At 54.0% G+C, this 16624-nt stretch carries 11 protein-coding genes; 7 read left to right on the forward strand and 4 right to left on the reverse strand.

Annotation, left to right across the window (positions count from 1 at the left end):
• Nucleotides 1–128: 128 nt before the first annotated feature.
• The 4 genes from SGR01S_RS21265 (at nt 129) to SGR01S_RS21280 (ending at nt 6015) form a co-directional block, all read left to right on the forward strand.
• Nucleotides 129–2459: a Tex family protein gene (locus SGR01S_RS21265; RefSeq protein WP_061808514.1), complete on the forward strand. Its 2331-nt coding sequence runs from the start codon at nt 129–131 to the stop codon at nt 2457–2459.
• Between the two features lie 711 nt (nt 2460–3170).
• Entirely contained in the window at nt 3171–3395 is a 225-nt protein-coding gene (feoA, locus tag SGR01S_RS21270; RefSeq protein ID WP_037426593.1) for a ferrous iron transporter A, read from the forward strand.
• Between the two features lie 65 nt (nt 3396–3460).
• Nucleotides 3461–5776, forward strand: coding sequence for a Fe(2+) transporter permease subunit FeoB (feoB, locus tag SGR01S_RS21275; RefSeq protein WP_061808515.1), 2316 nt, complete (start codon nt 3461–3463; stop codon nt 5774–5776).
• Nucleotides 5776–6015: a FeoC-like transcriptional regulator gene (locus SGR01S_RS21280; protein WP_061808516.1), complete on the forward strand. Its 240-nt coding sequence runs from the start codon at nt 5776–5778 to the stop codon at nt 6013–6015. The genes feoB and SGR01S_RS21280 overlap by 1 nt, the downstream gene beginning before the upstream one ends.
• A gap of 43 nt (nt 6016–6058) precedes the next feature.
• Here the strand turns inward: SGR01S_RS21280 and SGR01S_RS21285 are convergent, their stop codons facing one another.
• Together SGR01S_RS21285 and bioH are read right to left on the reverse strand one after the other, a co-directional pair.
• The gene (locus SGR01S_RS21285) at nt 6059–6343 is read right to left on the reverse strand and encodes a YdgH/BhsA/McbA-like domain containing protein (protein WP_037426542.1); all 285 of its coding nucleotides are present in this window, start codon (nt 6341–6343) and stop codon (nt 6059–6061) included.
• A gap of 246 nt (nt 6344–6589) precedes the next feature.
• Nucleotides 6590–7384 (reverse strand): pimeloyl-ACP methyl ester esterase BioH, encoded by a 795-nt coding sequence (gene bioH / locus SGR01S_RS21290; RefSeq protein WP_061808517.1) that lies wholly within the window; start codon nt 7382–7384, stop codon nt 6590–6592.
• A 41-nt stretch (nt 7385–7425) separates the two neighbouring features.
• On the opposite strand from bioH, the gene gntX reads away from it, so the two are divergent.
• Both gntX and nfuA read left to right on the forward strand, forming a co-directional pair.
• Nucleotides 7426–8109: a DNA utilization protein GntX gene (gntX, locus tag SGR01S_RS21295; protein ID WP_061808518.1), complete on the forward strand. Its 684-nt coding sequence runs from the start codon at nt 7426–7428 to the stop codon at nt 8107–8109.
• 67 nt (nt 8110–8176) lie between these two features.
• Entirely contained in the window at nt 8177–8752 is a 576-nt protein-coding gene (gene nfuA, locus SGR01S_RS21300; protein ID WP_012147309.1) for a Fe-S biogenesis protein NfuA, read from the forward strand.
• Between the two features lie 82 nt (nt 8753–8834).
• Here the strand turns inward: nfuA and malQ are convergent, their stop codons facing one another.
• Entirely contained in the window at nt 8835–10925 is a 2091-nt protein-coding gene (malQ, locus tag SGR01S_RS21305; RefSeq protein ID WP_061808519.1) for a 4-alpha-glucanotransferase, read from the reverse strand.
• 9 nt (nt 10926–10934) lie between these two features.
• Nucleotides 10935–13340 carry a maltodextrin phosphorylase gene (gene malP, locus SGR01S_RS21310; protein WP_037426553.1) on the reverse strand — a complete coding sequence of 802 codons (2406 nt, stop codon included), beginning with the start codon at nt 13338–13340 and terminating at the stop codon, nt 10935–10937.
• A 544-nt stretch (nt 13341–13884) separates the two neighbouring features.
• Between malP and malT the strand changes: the two genes are divergently transcribed.
• Entirely contained in the window at nt 13885–16599 is a 2715-nt protein-coding gene (gene malT, locus SGR01S_RS21315) for an HTH-type transcriptional regulator MalT (protein WP_061808520.1), read from the forward strand.
• The last annotated feature ends 25 nt before the right edge of the window (nt 16600–16624 follow it).

Below are 16624 nucleotides of genomic sequence, written 5' to 3' on the forward strand. Positions count from 1 at the left end.
CCGCCGCAGCACAGGCCGCTTTGCGCGTCATGACTGCCGAGAGACGGCCCGCTTCACTGGCATTTTCCCCGATCAATCCGTATAACTGTCCCCCTGTTTACTAACCGTTCTCAACAGATACCAGACTTATGAATGACCCACTGAGCCGCATTATTGCAACAGAACTGCAGGCCCGGCCGGAGCAAGTTGACTCCGCCATCCGTCTGCTGGATGAAGGTAATACCGTGCCCTTTATTGCACGCTATCGTAAGGAAGTCACCGGGGGTTTGGACGATACCCAACTGCGCCAGCTGGAAACCCGCCTGGGTTATCTGCGTGAACTGGAAGACCGCCGTCAGACCATCCTTAAATCGATCGACGAGCAGGGCAAACTGACCGAACAGCTGGCGGGGGCGATCACCGCCACGCAAAGCAAAACCGAACTGGAAGACCTTTACCTGCCGTACAAACCCAAGCGCCGCACCCGTGGTCAGATCGCGATAGAAGCCGGTCTGGAGCCATTGGCGGACACATTGTGGCAGGATCCTCAACAACAACCAGAACAGCTGGGCGAACGTTACGTTGACGCAGACAAAGGCGTTGCGGACGTGAAAGCCGCCCTCGACGGTGCGCGTTACATCCTGATGGAACGCTTTGCCGAAGACGCAGCCTTGTTGGCCAAGGTACGTAACTACCTGTGGAAACACGCCCATCTGGTCTCCAAAGTGGTGGAAGGCAAGGAAGAGGCTGGCGCCAAGTTCCGCGACTACTTCGATCACCACGAACCTATTTCTCAGGTGCCGTCACACCGGGCGCTAGCGATGTTCCGCGGTCGCAACGAAGGTGTACTGCAACTGGCATTGAATGCCGACCCACAGTTTGAAGAAGCCCCGCGCGAAAGCCAGGCGGAGCAAATAATCATTAGCCACCTCGATCTGCGCCTGAATAACGCACCGGCGGATGCCTGGCGTAAAGCCGTGATCAACTGGACCTGGCGCATCAAGGTACTGCTGCATCTGGAAACCGAGCTGATGAGCACGGTGCGCGAACGTGCAGAAGACGAGGCAATAAACGTCTTCGCCCGTAACATGCACGATCTGCTGATGGCTGCGCCGGCAGGTATGCGCGCAACTATGGGGCTGGATCCGGGCCTGCGTACCGGAGTAAAAGTGGCCGTTGTGGATGCGACCGGCAAGCTGGTCGCTACCGACACCGTCTATCCGCACACCGGCCAGGCGGCTAAAGCGGCCGCCATCGTCGCTGCATTGTGTATCAAACATAAAGTGGAGCTGGTTGCCATCGGTAACGGCACCGCATCGCGAGAGACCGAGCGTTTCTACCTCGAATTGCAACAGCAGTTCAGTGAGGTCAAAGCACAAAAGGTGATCGTCAGTGAAGCTGGCGCTTCGGTATATTCCGCTTCCGAACTGGCAGCTCTGGAATTCCCTAACCTTGACGTCTCGTTGCGTGGTGCAGTCTCCATCGCCCGACGTCTGCAAGATCCACTCGCCGAACTGGTAAAAATCGATCCGAAATCCATCGGTGTCGGCCAGTATCAACACGATGTCAGCCAAAGCCAATTGGCGAAAAAGCTGGATTCGGTCGTCGAAGACTGTGTAAACGCCGTCGGTGTCGATCTGAACACCGCCTCCGTGCCACTGCTGACCCGAGTGGCGGGCCTGACACGTATGATGGCGCAAAACATCGTCACCTGGCGTGATGAGAATGGCCGCTTCAGTAACCGTGAACAACTGTTGAAGGTCAGCCGTCTGGGGCCAAAAGCATTTGAGCAGTGCGCTGGCTTCCTGCGCATCAACCACGGCGATAACCCGCTGGATGCCTCAACTGTTCACCCGGAAACCTACCCAGTGGTCGAACGCATTCTGGCGGCCACCCAGCAAGCGCTTCAAGATCTGATGGGCAACCCGGCTGCCGTACGCAGCCTGAAAGCCAGCGACTTCACCGACGAGAAGTTCGGTGTGCCGACAGTCACCGACATCCTGAAAGAGCTGGAGAAGCCGGGCCGCGATCCACGTCCTGAATTCAAAACAGCAACCTTTGCCGAAGGCGTTGAAACCCTCAACGACCTACAGCCAGGGATGATTCTGGAAGGTTCGGTCACTAACGTCACTAACTTCGGTGCCTTTGTGGATATCGGCGTTCATCAGGACGGCCTGGTGCATATCTCCTCGCTGGCGGACAAGTTTGTCGAAGATCCACATACCGTGGTGAAAGCAGGCGATATTGTTAAAGTGAAGGTGATGGAAGTTGACCTGCAGCGCAAGCGTATCGCGCTGAGCATGCGTCTGGATGAGCAACCGGGCGAAGGTTCACCACGCCGTGGCGGCAATACAACCCCGACCAAAGACAATGCAACCCGGGCACCGGCTAATAAAGCCAAACCGCGTGGCGGCAACACACCGGCGGGCAACAGCGCAATGGGTGATGCATTGGCGGCAGCATTCGGCAAAAAAGGCTAAAGACGTTACATGCTGCACCCGCCTTAACCGAGGCGAATAAATTCGCCCCGGGGTATCGCAGGGCAATGCAGCAAACTTGAACAGCCAAAGGTACCAAGGGCGGAGTTAACTCCGCCCTTTCTCGCTAAAATATCCCCACCCTTTTTTGACTCGCCTCAATAAAGCTGCAGTTTTTTCGTTCTTCCCGGCAGGAAGAGTTTTCGGGTGTGTTACGCCATAAAATAGAAATGAATAGCCATTTGTTAACACCGTTATTAACACCATGTTCTCATTTCAGCATTTCCCTGCGAAACACAAATGGTTACTGCTCGTATTCAGCCAGAGAAATGTTGCCAAATAAATGCCGATATTGACGCTGTCGGATCAAAGCTACCGAATCTGTCGCTAATTTTTTCAAAGTGGAAAAAAACGCTGCAATTACGTAACTGATTTAACTCGCCATTCGCATTTGCACGCGACGAAGCCGGGTGATAAAAAGAGTTCTGTCAGGCAATCCCGATCGTTAAATGTGATCGCCACAACCTTTGGTTACCAATACCCCTATTTTTTGTATTGAATACGATAATTATTCTCACTATTATTATTTTGCGTGTTCACTGCATAACCTCATGGATTGAAGACGTCGGTAGCCTAGTGTTGTTACTGCGGCATTTTCTTTGGAACGCTCTTTTATCATCACCAGCCCAATAACCCGGGCTCAGAGAAGGTTATATGCATCTTCTGCCTAAACGGTCGTATAAGATTGCCGGTTTCGCTAATGAAATCGGCCCAGCTTACCGCCAGAAACTTCTCTCACTCGGCATGCTGCCGGGGTCGTCATTTGAGGTCGTCCGTGTCGCGCCACTGGGAGACCCAATAGAAATCAAAACTCGCCGCGTCAGCCTGGTTCTTCGTAGAAAAGACCTGGCCTTGATTCTGCTCGACGGCCAATCCTGAGCCATCTTGCCTTGGCCACGCACATCGCCTGGCCCAATTTCCATTGACTGATATCACGCTAAATTATGAAAAAACTCACTATTGGCTTAATAGGCAACCCCAACTCCGGTAAGACAACGCTGTTCAACCAGCTTACCGGGGCGCGCCAGCGGGTCGGTAACTGGGCTGGCGTGACGGTAGAACGTAAAGAAGGCCTATTCACTACACCACAGTCACAGGTCAAACTGGTCGATCTCCCCGGCACCTACTCTCTGACCACCATTTCGGAACAAACCTCGCTCGATGAGCAGATCGCCTGCCACTACATCCTGAGCGGCGATGCCGATCTGCTGATCAACGTGGTCGATGCTTCCAACCTGGAACGCAACCTGTACCTGACACTGCAGCTGTTGGAACTGGGCATTCCCTGCATTGTCGCGCTGAACATGTTGGATATCGCCCGAAGCCAAAAGATTGAGATTGATATCGCCGCACTGTCTGCCCGCCTTGGCTGTCCAGTCGTACCACTGGTGTCCACCAAAGCCGACGGTATTGGTGTGCTCAAGCAGATGATCGACAATCATCAGTTCAACGAATTAAAAGCGCTGGTGAACTACCCACCGCTGCTGCTCAAAGAAGTGGCAACACTGAGCGATGCCATGCCGCAAACCCTTCCAAGCGAGCAACGCCGTTGGCTGGCCCTGCAAATGCTGGAAGGCGATATCTACAGTCATACGTTAGCCGGTCCTGCGGCTGCCCTGCTGCCGGCAGCCCGACAGGCACTCCAACAACAACATCAGGAAGACCCTGCACTGGTGATCGCCGATGCACGTTATCAGTCGATTGCCACCCTGTGCGACGCTGTTAGCAACTCGCAACAAGCCATGCCGAACCGCCTGACCGAGGCATTGGACAAGGTGATCCTTAATCGCTGGCTGGGCGTCCCTATATTCCTGCTGGTGATGTATTTGATGTTCCTGCTGGCGATCAACCTCGGCGGCGCTCTGCAGCCGATTTTCGATATCGGCTCGGCAGCGATCTTTATCCAGGGCATTCAATGGTTGGGCTACACACTGCATTTCCCTGAATGGCTAACCATTTTCCTGGCTCAGGGCGTCGGAGGCGGCATCAACACGGTGCTACCGTTGGTGCCGCAAATCGGCATGATGTACCTGTTCCTGTCTTTCCTTGAAGACTCCGGCTATATGGCGCGGGCGGCGTTTGTCATGGATCGCTTGATGCAAGCGCTCGGGCTACCGGGTAAATCTTTCGTGCCTCTGATTGTCGGCTTCGGCTGCAACGTGCCATCCATCATGGGTGCCCGCACATTGGATGCGCAGCGTGAGCGTTTGATTACCATCATGATGGCCCCTTTCATGTCCTGCGGTGCCCGGTTGGCGATCTTCGCAGTGTTTGCTGCCGCCTTCTTTGGTCAGGACGGTGCAGGGGTGGTGTTCTCACTGTACATGCTCGGCATTGTGGTCGCGATCCTTACCGGGTTAGTGCTCAAATACACCATCATGCGCGGTGAAGCCTCTCCCTTCGTCATGGAGCTGCCGGTTTACCATGTCCCGCACTTGAAGAGCCTGCTATTGCAGACCTGGCAACGCCTGAAAGGCTTCGTCCTGCGCGCAGGTAAAGTGATCGTGATTGCCAGTATCTTCATTGGCGGTTTGAATAGCTTTTCGTTCAGCGGCAAGCCGGTAGATGACATTAATGATTCCGCTTTGGCGTCGGTGTCCAAAGTGCTGACACCGCTGCTGCAACCAATGGGCGTCCATAACGACAACTGGCAGGCCACCGTCGGTCTGGTGACCGGTGCTATGGCAAAAGAAGTTGTAGTTGGCACATTGAACACCCTGTACACCGCCGAGCGTATCAATAACACCGAGTTTGATGCCGCCAACTTTAATCTGTTAGACGAACTGGGTGGCGCGCTGGATACCACCTGGCAGGGTCTGAAAGACACGTTCAGCCTGAGCGTACTGTCCAACCCGATTGAGGCCAGTAAGGGCGACGGGGAAATGGACGTTGGCTCAATGGGGGTAATGAGCAGCAAATTCGGTTCCGGGATTTCCGCCTACAGCTACCTGATTTTTGTGCTGCTGTACGTACCTTGCGTCTCGGTTATGGGAGCCATCGCCCGTGAGTCCAGCCGCGGTTGGATGACCTTCTCCATTCTCTGGGGGCTGAATATTGCCTACTCGTTGGCCACGCTATTTTATCAAACAGCCACTTTCGCCCAACACCCGCAATACAGCCTGACAGCAATCACCATTGTGGTGCTGTTCAATCTGTTGATCTTGTTTGGCCTGCGGCGAGCACGCAGCCGGGTAACCGTGCGTCTGGGCAACGCAACCCCAGTAGCCTGTTGCCAAAGCAGCAAAGGTAACTGCCACTGATGGCTGGCCTGCTGCAGATCCGCGATGCCTTGGCACTGCATGGCAGCGTGCAGGCGCTTCAGCTCAGCCGCCAGTTGGCGGCCCCATTGCCGCTGGTACAGGCCATGCTGGAACGTTTAATTGCGATGGGTAAGGTGGAGCGTATCGAGCAGGACAACAGCGCCTGTCTAAGCGGCAGTTGCAAAAGCTGCCCAGAGGGCCAGGGGTGCAGTACGGTAGTATATCGTCTGAAGAAGTGAAGATTGGGGCGCGGCACAAAGGCGCCCCCTTCTTAATCAATCGTTATTTCTTGTCTTTGTACACGTCAGCAATAGCGCTGAACTTGCCGTGCTCACGACCTGCCAGAATAACGTAATATTGCCCGCCTTTTTCATCAGCCAGTTTGGACAATTCATCTTTCGCATCCATCGGCGACGTGGTTTGTGCGGTGGTGGTTACGGTACCCACTTTCTCGTATTTACCCGGGTTCTTGTCCAGATCTTCCTTGGTCAGCATGGTTGCTGCCATGGTGCTGAAAGACACTGAACCCACAACCAACGCGGCAATAATCATTTTCAAAGATTTCATTACAATACCTCTCAATGGATAATTTATTTATTATGAAAGCCGTCCAGAGTAAATGCGTAATAACACCGGCTGCCGTGACATCTTCAGACCTCGTTGCTTTCCCTGACGAGAGCCGTTTTCCCAGAGACGAAACGCCAAAGTGAAAAAACCGCGAGCGTTTTTTTCATTTTCCAGCCAACGCAGTTACCCCCCTAAGTATTGAACAGGTTTATTTTTTATCCACTAAGCGGCTCTTTTTTTAGCGCTTTATTGTGCGTTTTGGGGCCGGATCCCATTTTCAGCCACAAAGGTACAGATAATTTCTGCGAACTCATCAGGATGAGAAATAAATGGCGCATGGGCAGCTTTCGCAATAATGGCCGATGGTGAGTGCGGCCACATGGCATCAAGCAAACCAGCGACCTTACGTGGCACTAATCCGTCCAAATAGCCGTAAATTCGCAACAATGGAAGCGTCAGCACTGCCAGTGGCTCGCGGAAATCGGTCGTACGCAGCATCTCCAGCCCACCATTTAGAACTTCAACGCTGGGCATCGGCTGGTTAAGCACCACAGACTTCAGTTGACGGGCGTCCTGCCGTGCGCTTTCCGTACCTAACGTTTGTAATGCCAAAAAACGCTCTACGGTACGCTGAAAATCTTGCCCCAACTGATGTTGAAAACCACTTAACACTTCAGGACGAATCCCTGGCCAATCATCCTTAGCCGCAAAGCATGGCGAAGAAGCCACGGTAATCAACCCACGTACCCGTTGCGGCTGCATGAGCGCAATCTGGCTGGCCACTAGCCCGCCAAGCGACCAGCCTAACCACCAGGCGTTTTCCGGTGCAGCTGCTAATACTGTCTCTGCCATCTGTTCAAGTGACATAGCCCCAAAACCTTGGCTACGGCCATACCCTGGCAGATCAACCAGATGTAGCCGGAAATGCGGCGTCAGTCGCTCTAACATGCAACTCCACACCTGTGCATTCAGTCCCCAGCCGTGCAACAGCACAAGATCGCGATCGCCTTCACCTATAGTTTGCCAGTACAACGCTGTCATCAGTTATTGTCCTTCATTCTCATCCGTCAGGGAGGACGGCTATGCTATCAATCCAAAGCCGTTGTTGGCTATGCCGACAACCATTACGTCTTCATCGCCACGGCATCTGCAGCTACTGCCTGCATCATTTACCCGCAAAACCGCTTTGCTGCCCACGTTGCGGTCTGCCCGCGGGAGACGCCACGCTGCCCTGTGGTCGCTGCCTGCAACAACCTCCCCCCTGGCAGGCACTGGTGTTCGTCACCGATTATCAAGCCCCGTTGCGCCAGCTGATCAGAAAATTCAAGTTTCAACACACACCGGAACTGGCCCCGCTGTTGGCACGGCTAATATTATTAAACTGGCAACAGGCACATCGAGAGCAATATCTGAACAGACCCGATGTCATTTTAGCTGTACCCTTACAGGCAAAACGTTGCTGGCAGCGCGGCTATAACCAGAGCGATCTGCTGGCACGGCCTTTGGCCTACTGGTTAGGGTGCGACTATCGCCCCGCAGCCCTGAGCCGGGTACGTAAAACCGCACCACAGCAACATCTAACCGCCAGTGTGCGGCGGCGCAATTTACGCGGTGCATTTCGCTGCCATGAACCTTTAATGGGTCGGCATGTTGCCTTGTTGGATGATGTGGTCACGACGGGTAGCACGGTGGCGGAAATTGCTAAGCTATTACAGCGGCAAGGCGTTGCATCAATACAAATCTGGTGCGTTTGCCGCACGTTGTAGTGCCACGGCAATGGGCGTATTATAACCTAGTATAGAAGTCAACTATTTGAACTAACGAGCTAATGCCATGATTCGTATAACAGATACTGCACAGGAACACTTTGCCAAACTATTGGCAAACCAAGAGGAAGGCACCCAAATCCGCGTATTCGTGATCAATCCGGGTACGCCTACGGCCGAATGCGGTGTCTCTTATTGCCCGCCGGACGCCGTTGAAGCGACAGACACCGAGCTGAAGTTCGAAAAACTGTCCGCCTATATCGACGAGCTGAGCAAACCGTATCTGGACGATGCCGAAATCGACTTCGTCACCGACCAATTGGGCTCTCAGTTAACACTGAAAGCGCCAAACGCCAAAATGCGCAAGGTTGATGACAATGCACCGCTGATGGAACGTGTTGAATACGTGCTTCAGTCACAGATCAACCCACAGTTGGCGGGCCATGGCGGCCGCGTGACGCTGATGGAAATCACCGACGACAGCCTGGCTATCCTGCAATTCGGCGGCGGTTGTAACGGCTGTTCCATGGTCGATGTGACCCTGAAGGAAGGCATCGAGAAAGAGCTGCTGCAGAAGTTCCCTGAACTGAAAGGCGTGCGCGATTTGACCGAGCATCAGCGCGGCGAGCACTCTTACTATTAATCCCCTGTTCCAGGGCAAGATGCCCTACAGTGGATAAAAAAATGCCGGATTCGGTTCACCAAATCCGGCATTTTTACGTCAATTATCCTACCGATACCTTACGCCGCCGCTTGTCCAAGTCCTTAAGCAGTCGGTTAACCTGCTGATCGGCAAACATCTCCTCCAAGGTGTGAGTCAGTTTGCGTCGCCAGTTAGGGTATTGATCGCTGGTACCGGGAATATTAACCGGGTCAGCCATGTCCAACCAATCTTCCGGCTGAAGCCCCAATAATGCACTGGCGCTGTCGGCAACATAGCGCTGTAAGCCCCGATTAAGTAATGGGCTCATATTCAACAACGCAGCCTTTTTACCTACCTTCAGCGGCACACAGCCATAGTGATGCAGCCCGTCCAACAATCCCTGCTTGGCACGTTCGCGATCGGCAAATAGCGCTTTCAGGACCTCTGCATCTGGATACAATCCCAACGAGTTACCAAGCTGCAGATCATCACTTTGCCAGTAGCCGCGCAACGTTGGCAGATCGTGCGTGGTGATGGTCGCCATGGCTTGTACGGGATAAGCCTGCGGTGCGCGGAAGTGGTTCTCACCGTCACGTTCGAAATACAGCACTTTATAGGAATAGACGCCGCTGTCGCGTAACTTGCCGACAATCTCCACCGGAACAGTGCCGAGGTCCTCACCAATCACCATGCAGCGATGACGTTGGCTTTCCAGCGCCAATACCGCCAGTAAATCATCCACCGGATATTTTACATAGGCACCGTGAACGGCGGTTTCACCATAAGGAATCCACCACAAACGCAGTAGCGCCATCACGTGGTCGATACGCAACGCGCCGCAACTGGTCATATTGGCGCGCAACAGATCGATAAACGGTTGGTAACCACGTGCAGCCATTACGTGCGGGTCCATCGGTGGCAGGCCCCAGTTTTGCCCCAGTGGCCCCAGAATGTCCGGTGGCGCCCCGACCGAGGCCTTCAGGCAGTAAAGCTCACGCTCACACCAGGTTTCCGCACCACCTTCTGCAACACCGACCGCCAAATCGCGGTACAGGCCAATCGGCATTTGCTGTTGCTGGCTTTGGCGGAAACACTCCGCAAACTGGCTGGCAGCCAGCCACTGCAACCACAGGTAGAAAGTTACCTGATCCTGCTGTTGCTGGCAGAACTGCTTAATTGCCGCGCTATCACCCTGCTGGTATTGTTCCGGCCAGGCCGGCCACCCCCACAGACTACTGTCTTCTGCGGCAAGATGGGCATGCAACGCATCAAACGCAGCCTGCTGATACAGGCTTTCACCGCCCTCAATAACAAACTGTTCAAACGCCTGACGCTGTCCGTCACCGGCTTTACGAGCCTGGAAGAGCGGGAACGCCAACTTCAGCGCCGCCAGCTTCAACTGCGTTACCGTGCTGTAATCCACCAGCTTGCTGTTACGCGCTTGGGCCAGCTTTTTTTGCGTTGCCGGCTTCAGCCACCATTTCTGTGCGGCGTCGTTGCGCTGAAAATCCTCCACCGCGTTCACGTCGATATAGACAACGTTCAGCCAGCGGCGCGATGACGGGCTGTACGGGCTGGCACTGTCCGGATTAGCGGGATATAACGCGTGGATCGGATTCAACCCGACAAAAGCGCCGCCCCGTTCCCCCACTTGCTCAACCATCTGCCGTAAATCGCCGAAGTCGCCGATGCCCCAGTTACGATCGGATCGCAAGGTATAAAGCTGGACACAGGCCCCCCAGAGTTTTTTTCCAGTCAGTAAGGCATCGGGCTCAAAGCAGCGTTTAGGCGCCACAATCAACCTGCACTGCCAATGCTGTTCGTCCTGTGTCAACGTCAGTTGGTGATAACCCGGTGGTAATTCACCTGGCAGGGTAAATGTTTTACGTGCGCTGGCTCGCCCCTGTTGTTGGCGGCCGTCCTCACGCTGTAACGTCCAGAGATACTCACCACTACCCGCAAGCGGTAAGGCCACTGGCGCCCCTTCATAGAACACCTTCACCGTCGGAAGCGGCGTCATTACCGCTTCCAATGGGACCGTATCCCGCCCCATCGCGTCCAGCAGTCTGCGCTTGGTATCCTCGGCAATCGCCTGTTGTTTACCATGAGCATTAATATAATCAGCAGCGATACCCGCCTGAGCAGCCGCCTGATCGATGACCTTGCGATCCATTCACTCTCCCTAACGCTTGGCTTGCCAGATACGCTGCTGGTAGTCGCGGATCGAACGATCCGAACTGAACATACCGACACGCGCGGTGTTAAGAATAGTTCGTCGCGTCCATTCATCACGGTCACGATAAAGTTCATCAACCTGCTGTTGAGCTTTGCAGTAAGAAGCAAAGTCCGCCAGCACCAGATAAGGGTCACCACCTTCCAGCAGGCTGTGCAGCATCATGTCGAATGCATGCTTGTCACCATGACTGAATGCACCACTCGCCAGTTCGTCCAGGATCGCTTTTAAATGCTTATCTTTCTTACGGTAGCTGAGCGGATCATAGCCTTTCGCCAGCAACGCCTTCACCTGATCCACGGTATTGCCGAAGATAAAGATATTGTCTTCACCTACTTGCTCGGCGATTTCCACATTAGCACCATCCAGCGTGCCAACCGTCAGCGCACCGTTCAACGCCAGCTTCATATTGCCGGTACCCGAGGCTTCTTTGCCAGCGGTGGAAATTTGCTCAGAGATATCCGCCGCCGGGATCATCAATTCAGCGACAGACACCCGGTAGTCAGGAATAAAGGCCACTTTCAGTCGATCTTTCACCAGCGGATCGTTGTTGATCTTTTCCGCTGCCTGGTTGATCGCGTAAATGATGTTCTTCGCCAGGTAGTACCCTGGTGCCGCTTTGGCACCGAACAGGAACACACGCGGGACAATATCCAACTGTGGGTTATCACGCAGTTGACGATACAGCGACAGAATGTGCAGCAGGTTCAGATGCTGGCGTTTATATTCATGCAGGCGTTTAATCTGCACGTCGAAAATCGCGTCAGGGTTCAGCGTTAACCCCATTACGTCATGCACGTAATTTGCCAATACGACTTTATTATCGCGTTTGATTTGCTGATAACGCTGACGGAACGCTGCATCATCAGCGTATTTCTCCAACCCTTTAAGCGCATCAAGATCGTTCGCCCATTCCACCTTCAGCGTTTCATCAATCAGCCCTGATAGCGCCGGGTTACACTGCTTGAGCCAGCGGCGTGGCGTAATGCCGTTGGTGACGTTATGGAATTTGTTTGGCCAGAGTTGGTGATATTCCGGGAACAGATCTTTCACGACCAGATCAGAGTGCAGCTGTGCCACCCCATTTACCGCAAAGCCGCTGACGACACACAGGTTCGCCATACGCACTTGCTTGTTATGGTGTACAGCCAGCTTAGCCCATACCGCGTCGTCACCCGGCCAGTGTTTTTCCACCAGCTTTTTGAAGTTGGCGTTGATCTGTTTGATGATGGAGAAATGGCGTGGCAACAAGCTGCGTACCAACTTCTCATCCCAACATTCCAGCGCTTCAGGCATCAGAGTGTGGTTGGTGTAGGCGAACGTTTTGCTGGTGATCGCCCAGGCCGCATCCCAGTCCAATTGGTGCTCATCCAGTAGAATGCGCAGCATTTCCGGAATGGCGATGGTTGGGTGGGTATCGTTAAGCTGGATCACTTCGAATTTTGGCAGGTCTTCAATCTTGCGGCCCGCCAGATGGTGCTTACGCAGAATATCTGCCACCGAACAGGCGCACTGGAAGTATTGCTGCATCAGGCGCAGACGCTTGCCCGCCTGATGATTATCATTCGGGTACAGCACTTTAGTCAGTTTGGCCGCATCTACACCCTGTTTCTCCGCCTGCAGGAATTTGCCGTCGTTGAAATCACTTAGATCAAAGGGATGCTGATGGGTTGCTTGCCACAGACGTAGCGGCTGAGTCACGCCATTCCGGAAGCCCAATACCGGCAGATCCCAGGCCTCACCGCGCAGGGTAAACGCCGGGCGCCAAAGTTCGCGGCCATCGGCCAGTTTTTCCAGTTTGCCGCCAATGCCTACATCTACGGATAACGCGGCATTGTGGCGGAACCACGGATAACTTTCTCGTTGCCAGTTATCCGGCGCTTCTTGTTGCTGTCCACCACTGAACGACTGGCGGAACAAGCCATATTGGTAATTCAGCCCATAACCGGTGGCCGGTTGTTCCACCGTTGCCATCGAATCCAGGAAACAGGCCGCTAAACGCCCCAGCCCACCATTGCCCAACGCCGGGTCGGTTTCCTGCTCCAGTAAATCTGCCAGCTTGATATCCTGCTCCGCCAATGCCTGCTCGACGGTGTCATACCAGCCCAGGTTAATCAGGTTGTTGGCCGTCAGACGACCAATCAGAAACTCCATCGAAATGTAGTTCACATGGCGTAGTGGCTTACTGCTTTTCCGCGGTGCCGGTTGTGCCGCCAACTGTTCGGCCAGTGCGCGGCTTACCGCTTCCCACCATTGGTGTTGGGTCATCTGTTGTGCAGAACTGAGGCCAAACTGTTGCCACTGACGGGTCAGTGCCGCCAGAAAAGCATCCTTTTTAAGCGTAGGCTGTGACATAAGGAAAACTCTCTATCCAGTAAGTGGGTCAAATTACCGTTATCGTGCCGGGGAGAAACAGTGAAGGCATCATCCCGCCTGGGGATTAGCTGGGGAGGAGGATTGGGGCGTAGCTAAAATTGTGATCTCAGGCACTTTTTGACTCCCTTGCATCATGCAAAAAAGCCCACCGACGAACGCGACGAGCACTGAGAATACGGTGAAAACTTGTTCAATAACGTTAGCATAGTTATTGCAGTGTCTGTAGTGTCGCACACACCCGGAAATGCTTTCCTGCACCTGCATCACCAAACCGCGCCACAACCCTGCTATTCCACAGGGAATTGCCTGCAAACGTAAAAAAGTGTGATCAATAGCAATATAACTCCAAGCCAATGCTGAACCTTGTTGCAATACGTTTAACGTTGTCAGAACTTAGGAGGGGGATTAATTACGAGCCATAAAATAATTAACCCCACTCTGATCCCGGCAGGCGTCGCGAAGAAATGAATGCCATCGGGCAGACCTTCGGCGGCGGGCACCGCGATTTTCACTCTGGAATACTATGCTGATCCCATCAAAACTGAGCCGTCCGGTACGGCTGCAAAATACCGTGATCCGCGATCGCCTGTTGGCTAAATTAGCCAGCACGGCCAACTATCGCCTGACATTGGTCAATTGCCCTGCGGGATACGGGAAAACGACGCTGGTCGCACAATGGGCGGCCGGTAAGTCAGATTTAGGCTGGTATTCGCTGGATGAAAGCGATAATCAACCCGAACGCTTCGCCAGTTATCTGATTGCCGCTTTGCAACACGCCAGCGGTGGCCACTGTGTGAAGAGCGAGGCGCTAAGTCAAAAGCATCAGTACGCCAGCTTGTCAGCGCTGTTCGCCCAAGTGTTTATCGAACTTTCCGATTGGCACCAGCCCTTATACCTGGTGATTGACGACTACCACCTGATCACCAATGACGTTATCCATGAAGCCATGCGCTTCTTCCTGCGTCACCAACCAGAAAACCTGACGCTGATCCTGCTTTCCCGCACTCTGCCACCTCTCGGCATCGCCAATTTGCGCGTGCGCGATCAATTATTGGAAATGGGTACGCAACAACTGGCATTCACCCATCATGAAGCCAAGCAGTTCTTCGACTGCCGTCTGGTTGCGCCTATGGAACAGCAAGACAGTAGCCGCCTGTGCGATGAAGTCGAAGGTTGGGCCACTGCGCTACAGTTGATTGCGCTGTCCGCACGACAATCCACCTCTTCCGCACAGCAATCGGCCAAACGCCTGGCTGGGCTGAACGCCAGCCATCTGTCAGATTATCTTGTGGACGAAGTACTGGATCACGTCGATGCCGATGCGCGTGCCTTCTTGCTGCGTTGTTCGGTACTGCGCTCAATGAATGATGCGCTGATTGTGCGTCTGACCGGTGAAGACAACGGTCAGCAACGGTTAGAAGAGCTTGAACGCCAAGGGCTGTTTATCCATCGCATGGACGATAGCGGTGAATGGTTCTGCTTCCATCCTTTGTTCGCCACCTTCCTGCGTCAACGCTGCCAATGGGAGCTGGCGTTGGAGTTACCGGGCTTACACCGCGCCGCCGCCGAGGGTTGGCTGGCGTTAGGTTACCCGGCGGAGGCCATTCATCACGCACTGGCAGCCAGTGATGTCAGTATGCTGCGCGATATCCTGCTGCAACACGCATGGTCACTGTTTCACCACAGTGAATTGGCCCTGCTGGAAGAGTGTTTGAATGCACTGCCCTATGAACGTCTGATCCAAAATCCCAAACTGGCGCTGCTACAGGCCTGGTTAGCGCAAAGCCAGCACCGCTACATCGAAGTGAACACGCTACTGGAACGCGCAGAGCAAGCAATGCGCGAACAAAAAATTGACGTCGACCGCACCCTGCATGCTGAATTTGATGCCTTGCGTGCACAGGTCGCCATCAACGCAGGTAAGCCGGAAGAGGCCGAACGTTTGGCCACTGAAGCGCTGAAGTTTTTACCGCTTTCCAGCTATTACAGCCGTATCGTTGCGACCTCGGTGACCGGCGAAGTGCATCATTGCAAGGGCGAGTTAGCCCGTGCGCTGCCGATGATGCAACAAACGGAGCAAATGGCTCGGCGTCATCAGGCTTACCACTACGCACTGTGGGCGTTGTTGCAGCAAAGCGAGATCCTGATTGCTCAGGGTTTCCTGCAAGCTGCTTACGAAACACAGGACAAAGCGTTTGAATTGGTGCGCGAACAGCATCTGGAACAGTTACCGATGCATGAGTTCCTGTTGCGCATTCGTTCGCAGATACTGTGGTCATGGGCGCGCCTGGATGAAGCGGAGGATGCCGCTCGCGAAGGCCTAAAAATCCTGGCTAACTATCAGCCGCAGCAACAGTTGCAGTGCATCGCTATGCTGGCCAAGTGTTCACTGGCGCGTGGCGATCTGGATAACGCCAATGCGCATATGCAACGTTGCGAAGTGCTGTTGCACGGTACCCAATACCACCGTGACTGGCTCACCAACGCGGACAAACCACGCGTGATCCACTGGCAGATGACCGGCGATACCACCGCTGCGGCTCAATGGCTGCGCCAGACGGAAAAACCCGGTATGGCGGATAACCACTTTATGCAGGGCCAGTGGCGCAACATCGCGCGGGTCCAAATCATGCTGGGTCAGTATGAAGAAGCCGAAGTGGTTCTGGATGAACTCAACGAAAATGCCCGCCGCCTGCGACTGGTCAGTGATTTGAACCGTAACCTGCTGCTTAGCAACCAGCTTTATTGGCAGATGGATCGCAAAAGCGACGCGCAAAAGGTCCTGATGGAAGCTCTGTCATTGGCCAGTCGCACCGGCTTTATCAGCCACTTTGTCATTGAGGGAGAAGCGATGGCGCAGCAGTTACGCCAACTGATTCAGCTCAATACACTGCCGGAGTTGGAAAACCATCGCGCCCAACGTATTCTGCGTGACATCAATCAGCATCATCGGCATAAGTTCGCACACTTTGACGAGAACTTCGTCGATAAGCTGCTAACTCACCCACAGGTGCCGGAACTCATCCGCACCAGTCCGCTGACACAGCGCGAATGGCAGGTTTTGGGGCTGATTTATTCTGGCTACAGCAACGATCAGATCGCCGGGGAATTGGACGTGGCCGCCACCACCATAAAAACCCATATCCGTAATCTGTATCAGAAGCTGGGCGTGGCCCATCGCCAGGAAGCGGTACAACAGGCGCAGCAACTCCTGAAGATGATGGGCTACGGTGCCTGACGAATACCGAAAGGAACAATGGATA

Source organism: Serratia grimesii NBRC 13537, from assembly GCF_001590905.1.
GTDB classification, from domain to species: Bacteria; Pseudomonadota; Gammaproteobacteria; order Enterobacterales; family Enterobacteriaceae; genus Serratia; species Serratia grimesii.

Bases quoted from the DNA above. Each gene is read 5' to 3' on its own strand.
- feoA (WP_037426593.1), top strand. From the start codon at position 3,171: ATGCATCTTCTGCCTAAACGGTCGTATAAGATTGCCGGTTTCGCTAAT.
- bioH (WP_061808517.1), bottom strand. From the start codon at position 7,384: ATGACAGCGTTGTACTGGCAAACTATAGGTGAAGGCGATCGCGATCTT.
- SGR01S_RS21265 (WP_061808514.1), top strand. From the start codon at position 129: ATGAATGACCCACTGAGCCGCATTATTGCAACAGAACTGCAGGCCCGG.
- malT (WP_061808520.1), top strand. From the start codon at position 13,885: ATGCTGATCCCATCAAAACTGAGCCGTCCGGTACGGCTGCAAAATACC.
- nfuA (WP_012147309.1), top strand. From the start codon at position 8,177: ATGATTCGTATAACAGATACTGCACAGGAACACTTTGCCAAACTATTG.
- malP (WP_037426553.1), bottom strand. From the start codon at position 13,340: ATGTCACAGCCTACGCTTAAAAAGGATGCTTTTCTGGCGGCACTGACC.
- SGR01S_RS21280 (WP_061808516.1), top strand. From the start codon at position 5,776: ATGGCTGGCCTGCTGCAGATCCGCGATGCCTTGGCACTGCATGGCAGC.
- SGR01S_RS21285 (WP_037426542.1), bottom strand. From the start codon at position 6,343: ATGAAATCTTTGAAAATGATTATTGCCGCGTTGGTTGTGGGTTCAGTG.
- malQ (WP_061808519.1), bottom strand. From the start codon at position 10,925: ATGGATCGCAAGGTCATCGATCAGGCGGCTGCTCAGGCGGGTATCGCT.
- gntX (WP_061808518.1), top strand. From the start codon at position 7,426: ATGCTATCAATCCAAAGCCGTTGTTGGCTATGCCGACAACCATTACGT.
- feoB (WP_061808515.1), top strand. From the start codon at position 3,461: ATGAAAAAACTCACTATTGGCTTAATAGGCAACCCCAACTCCGGTAAG.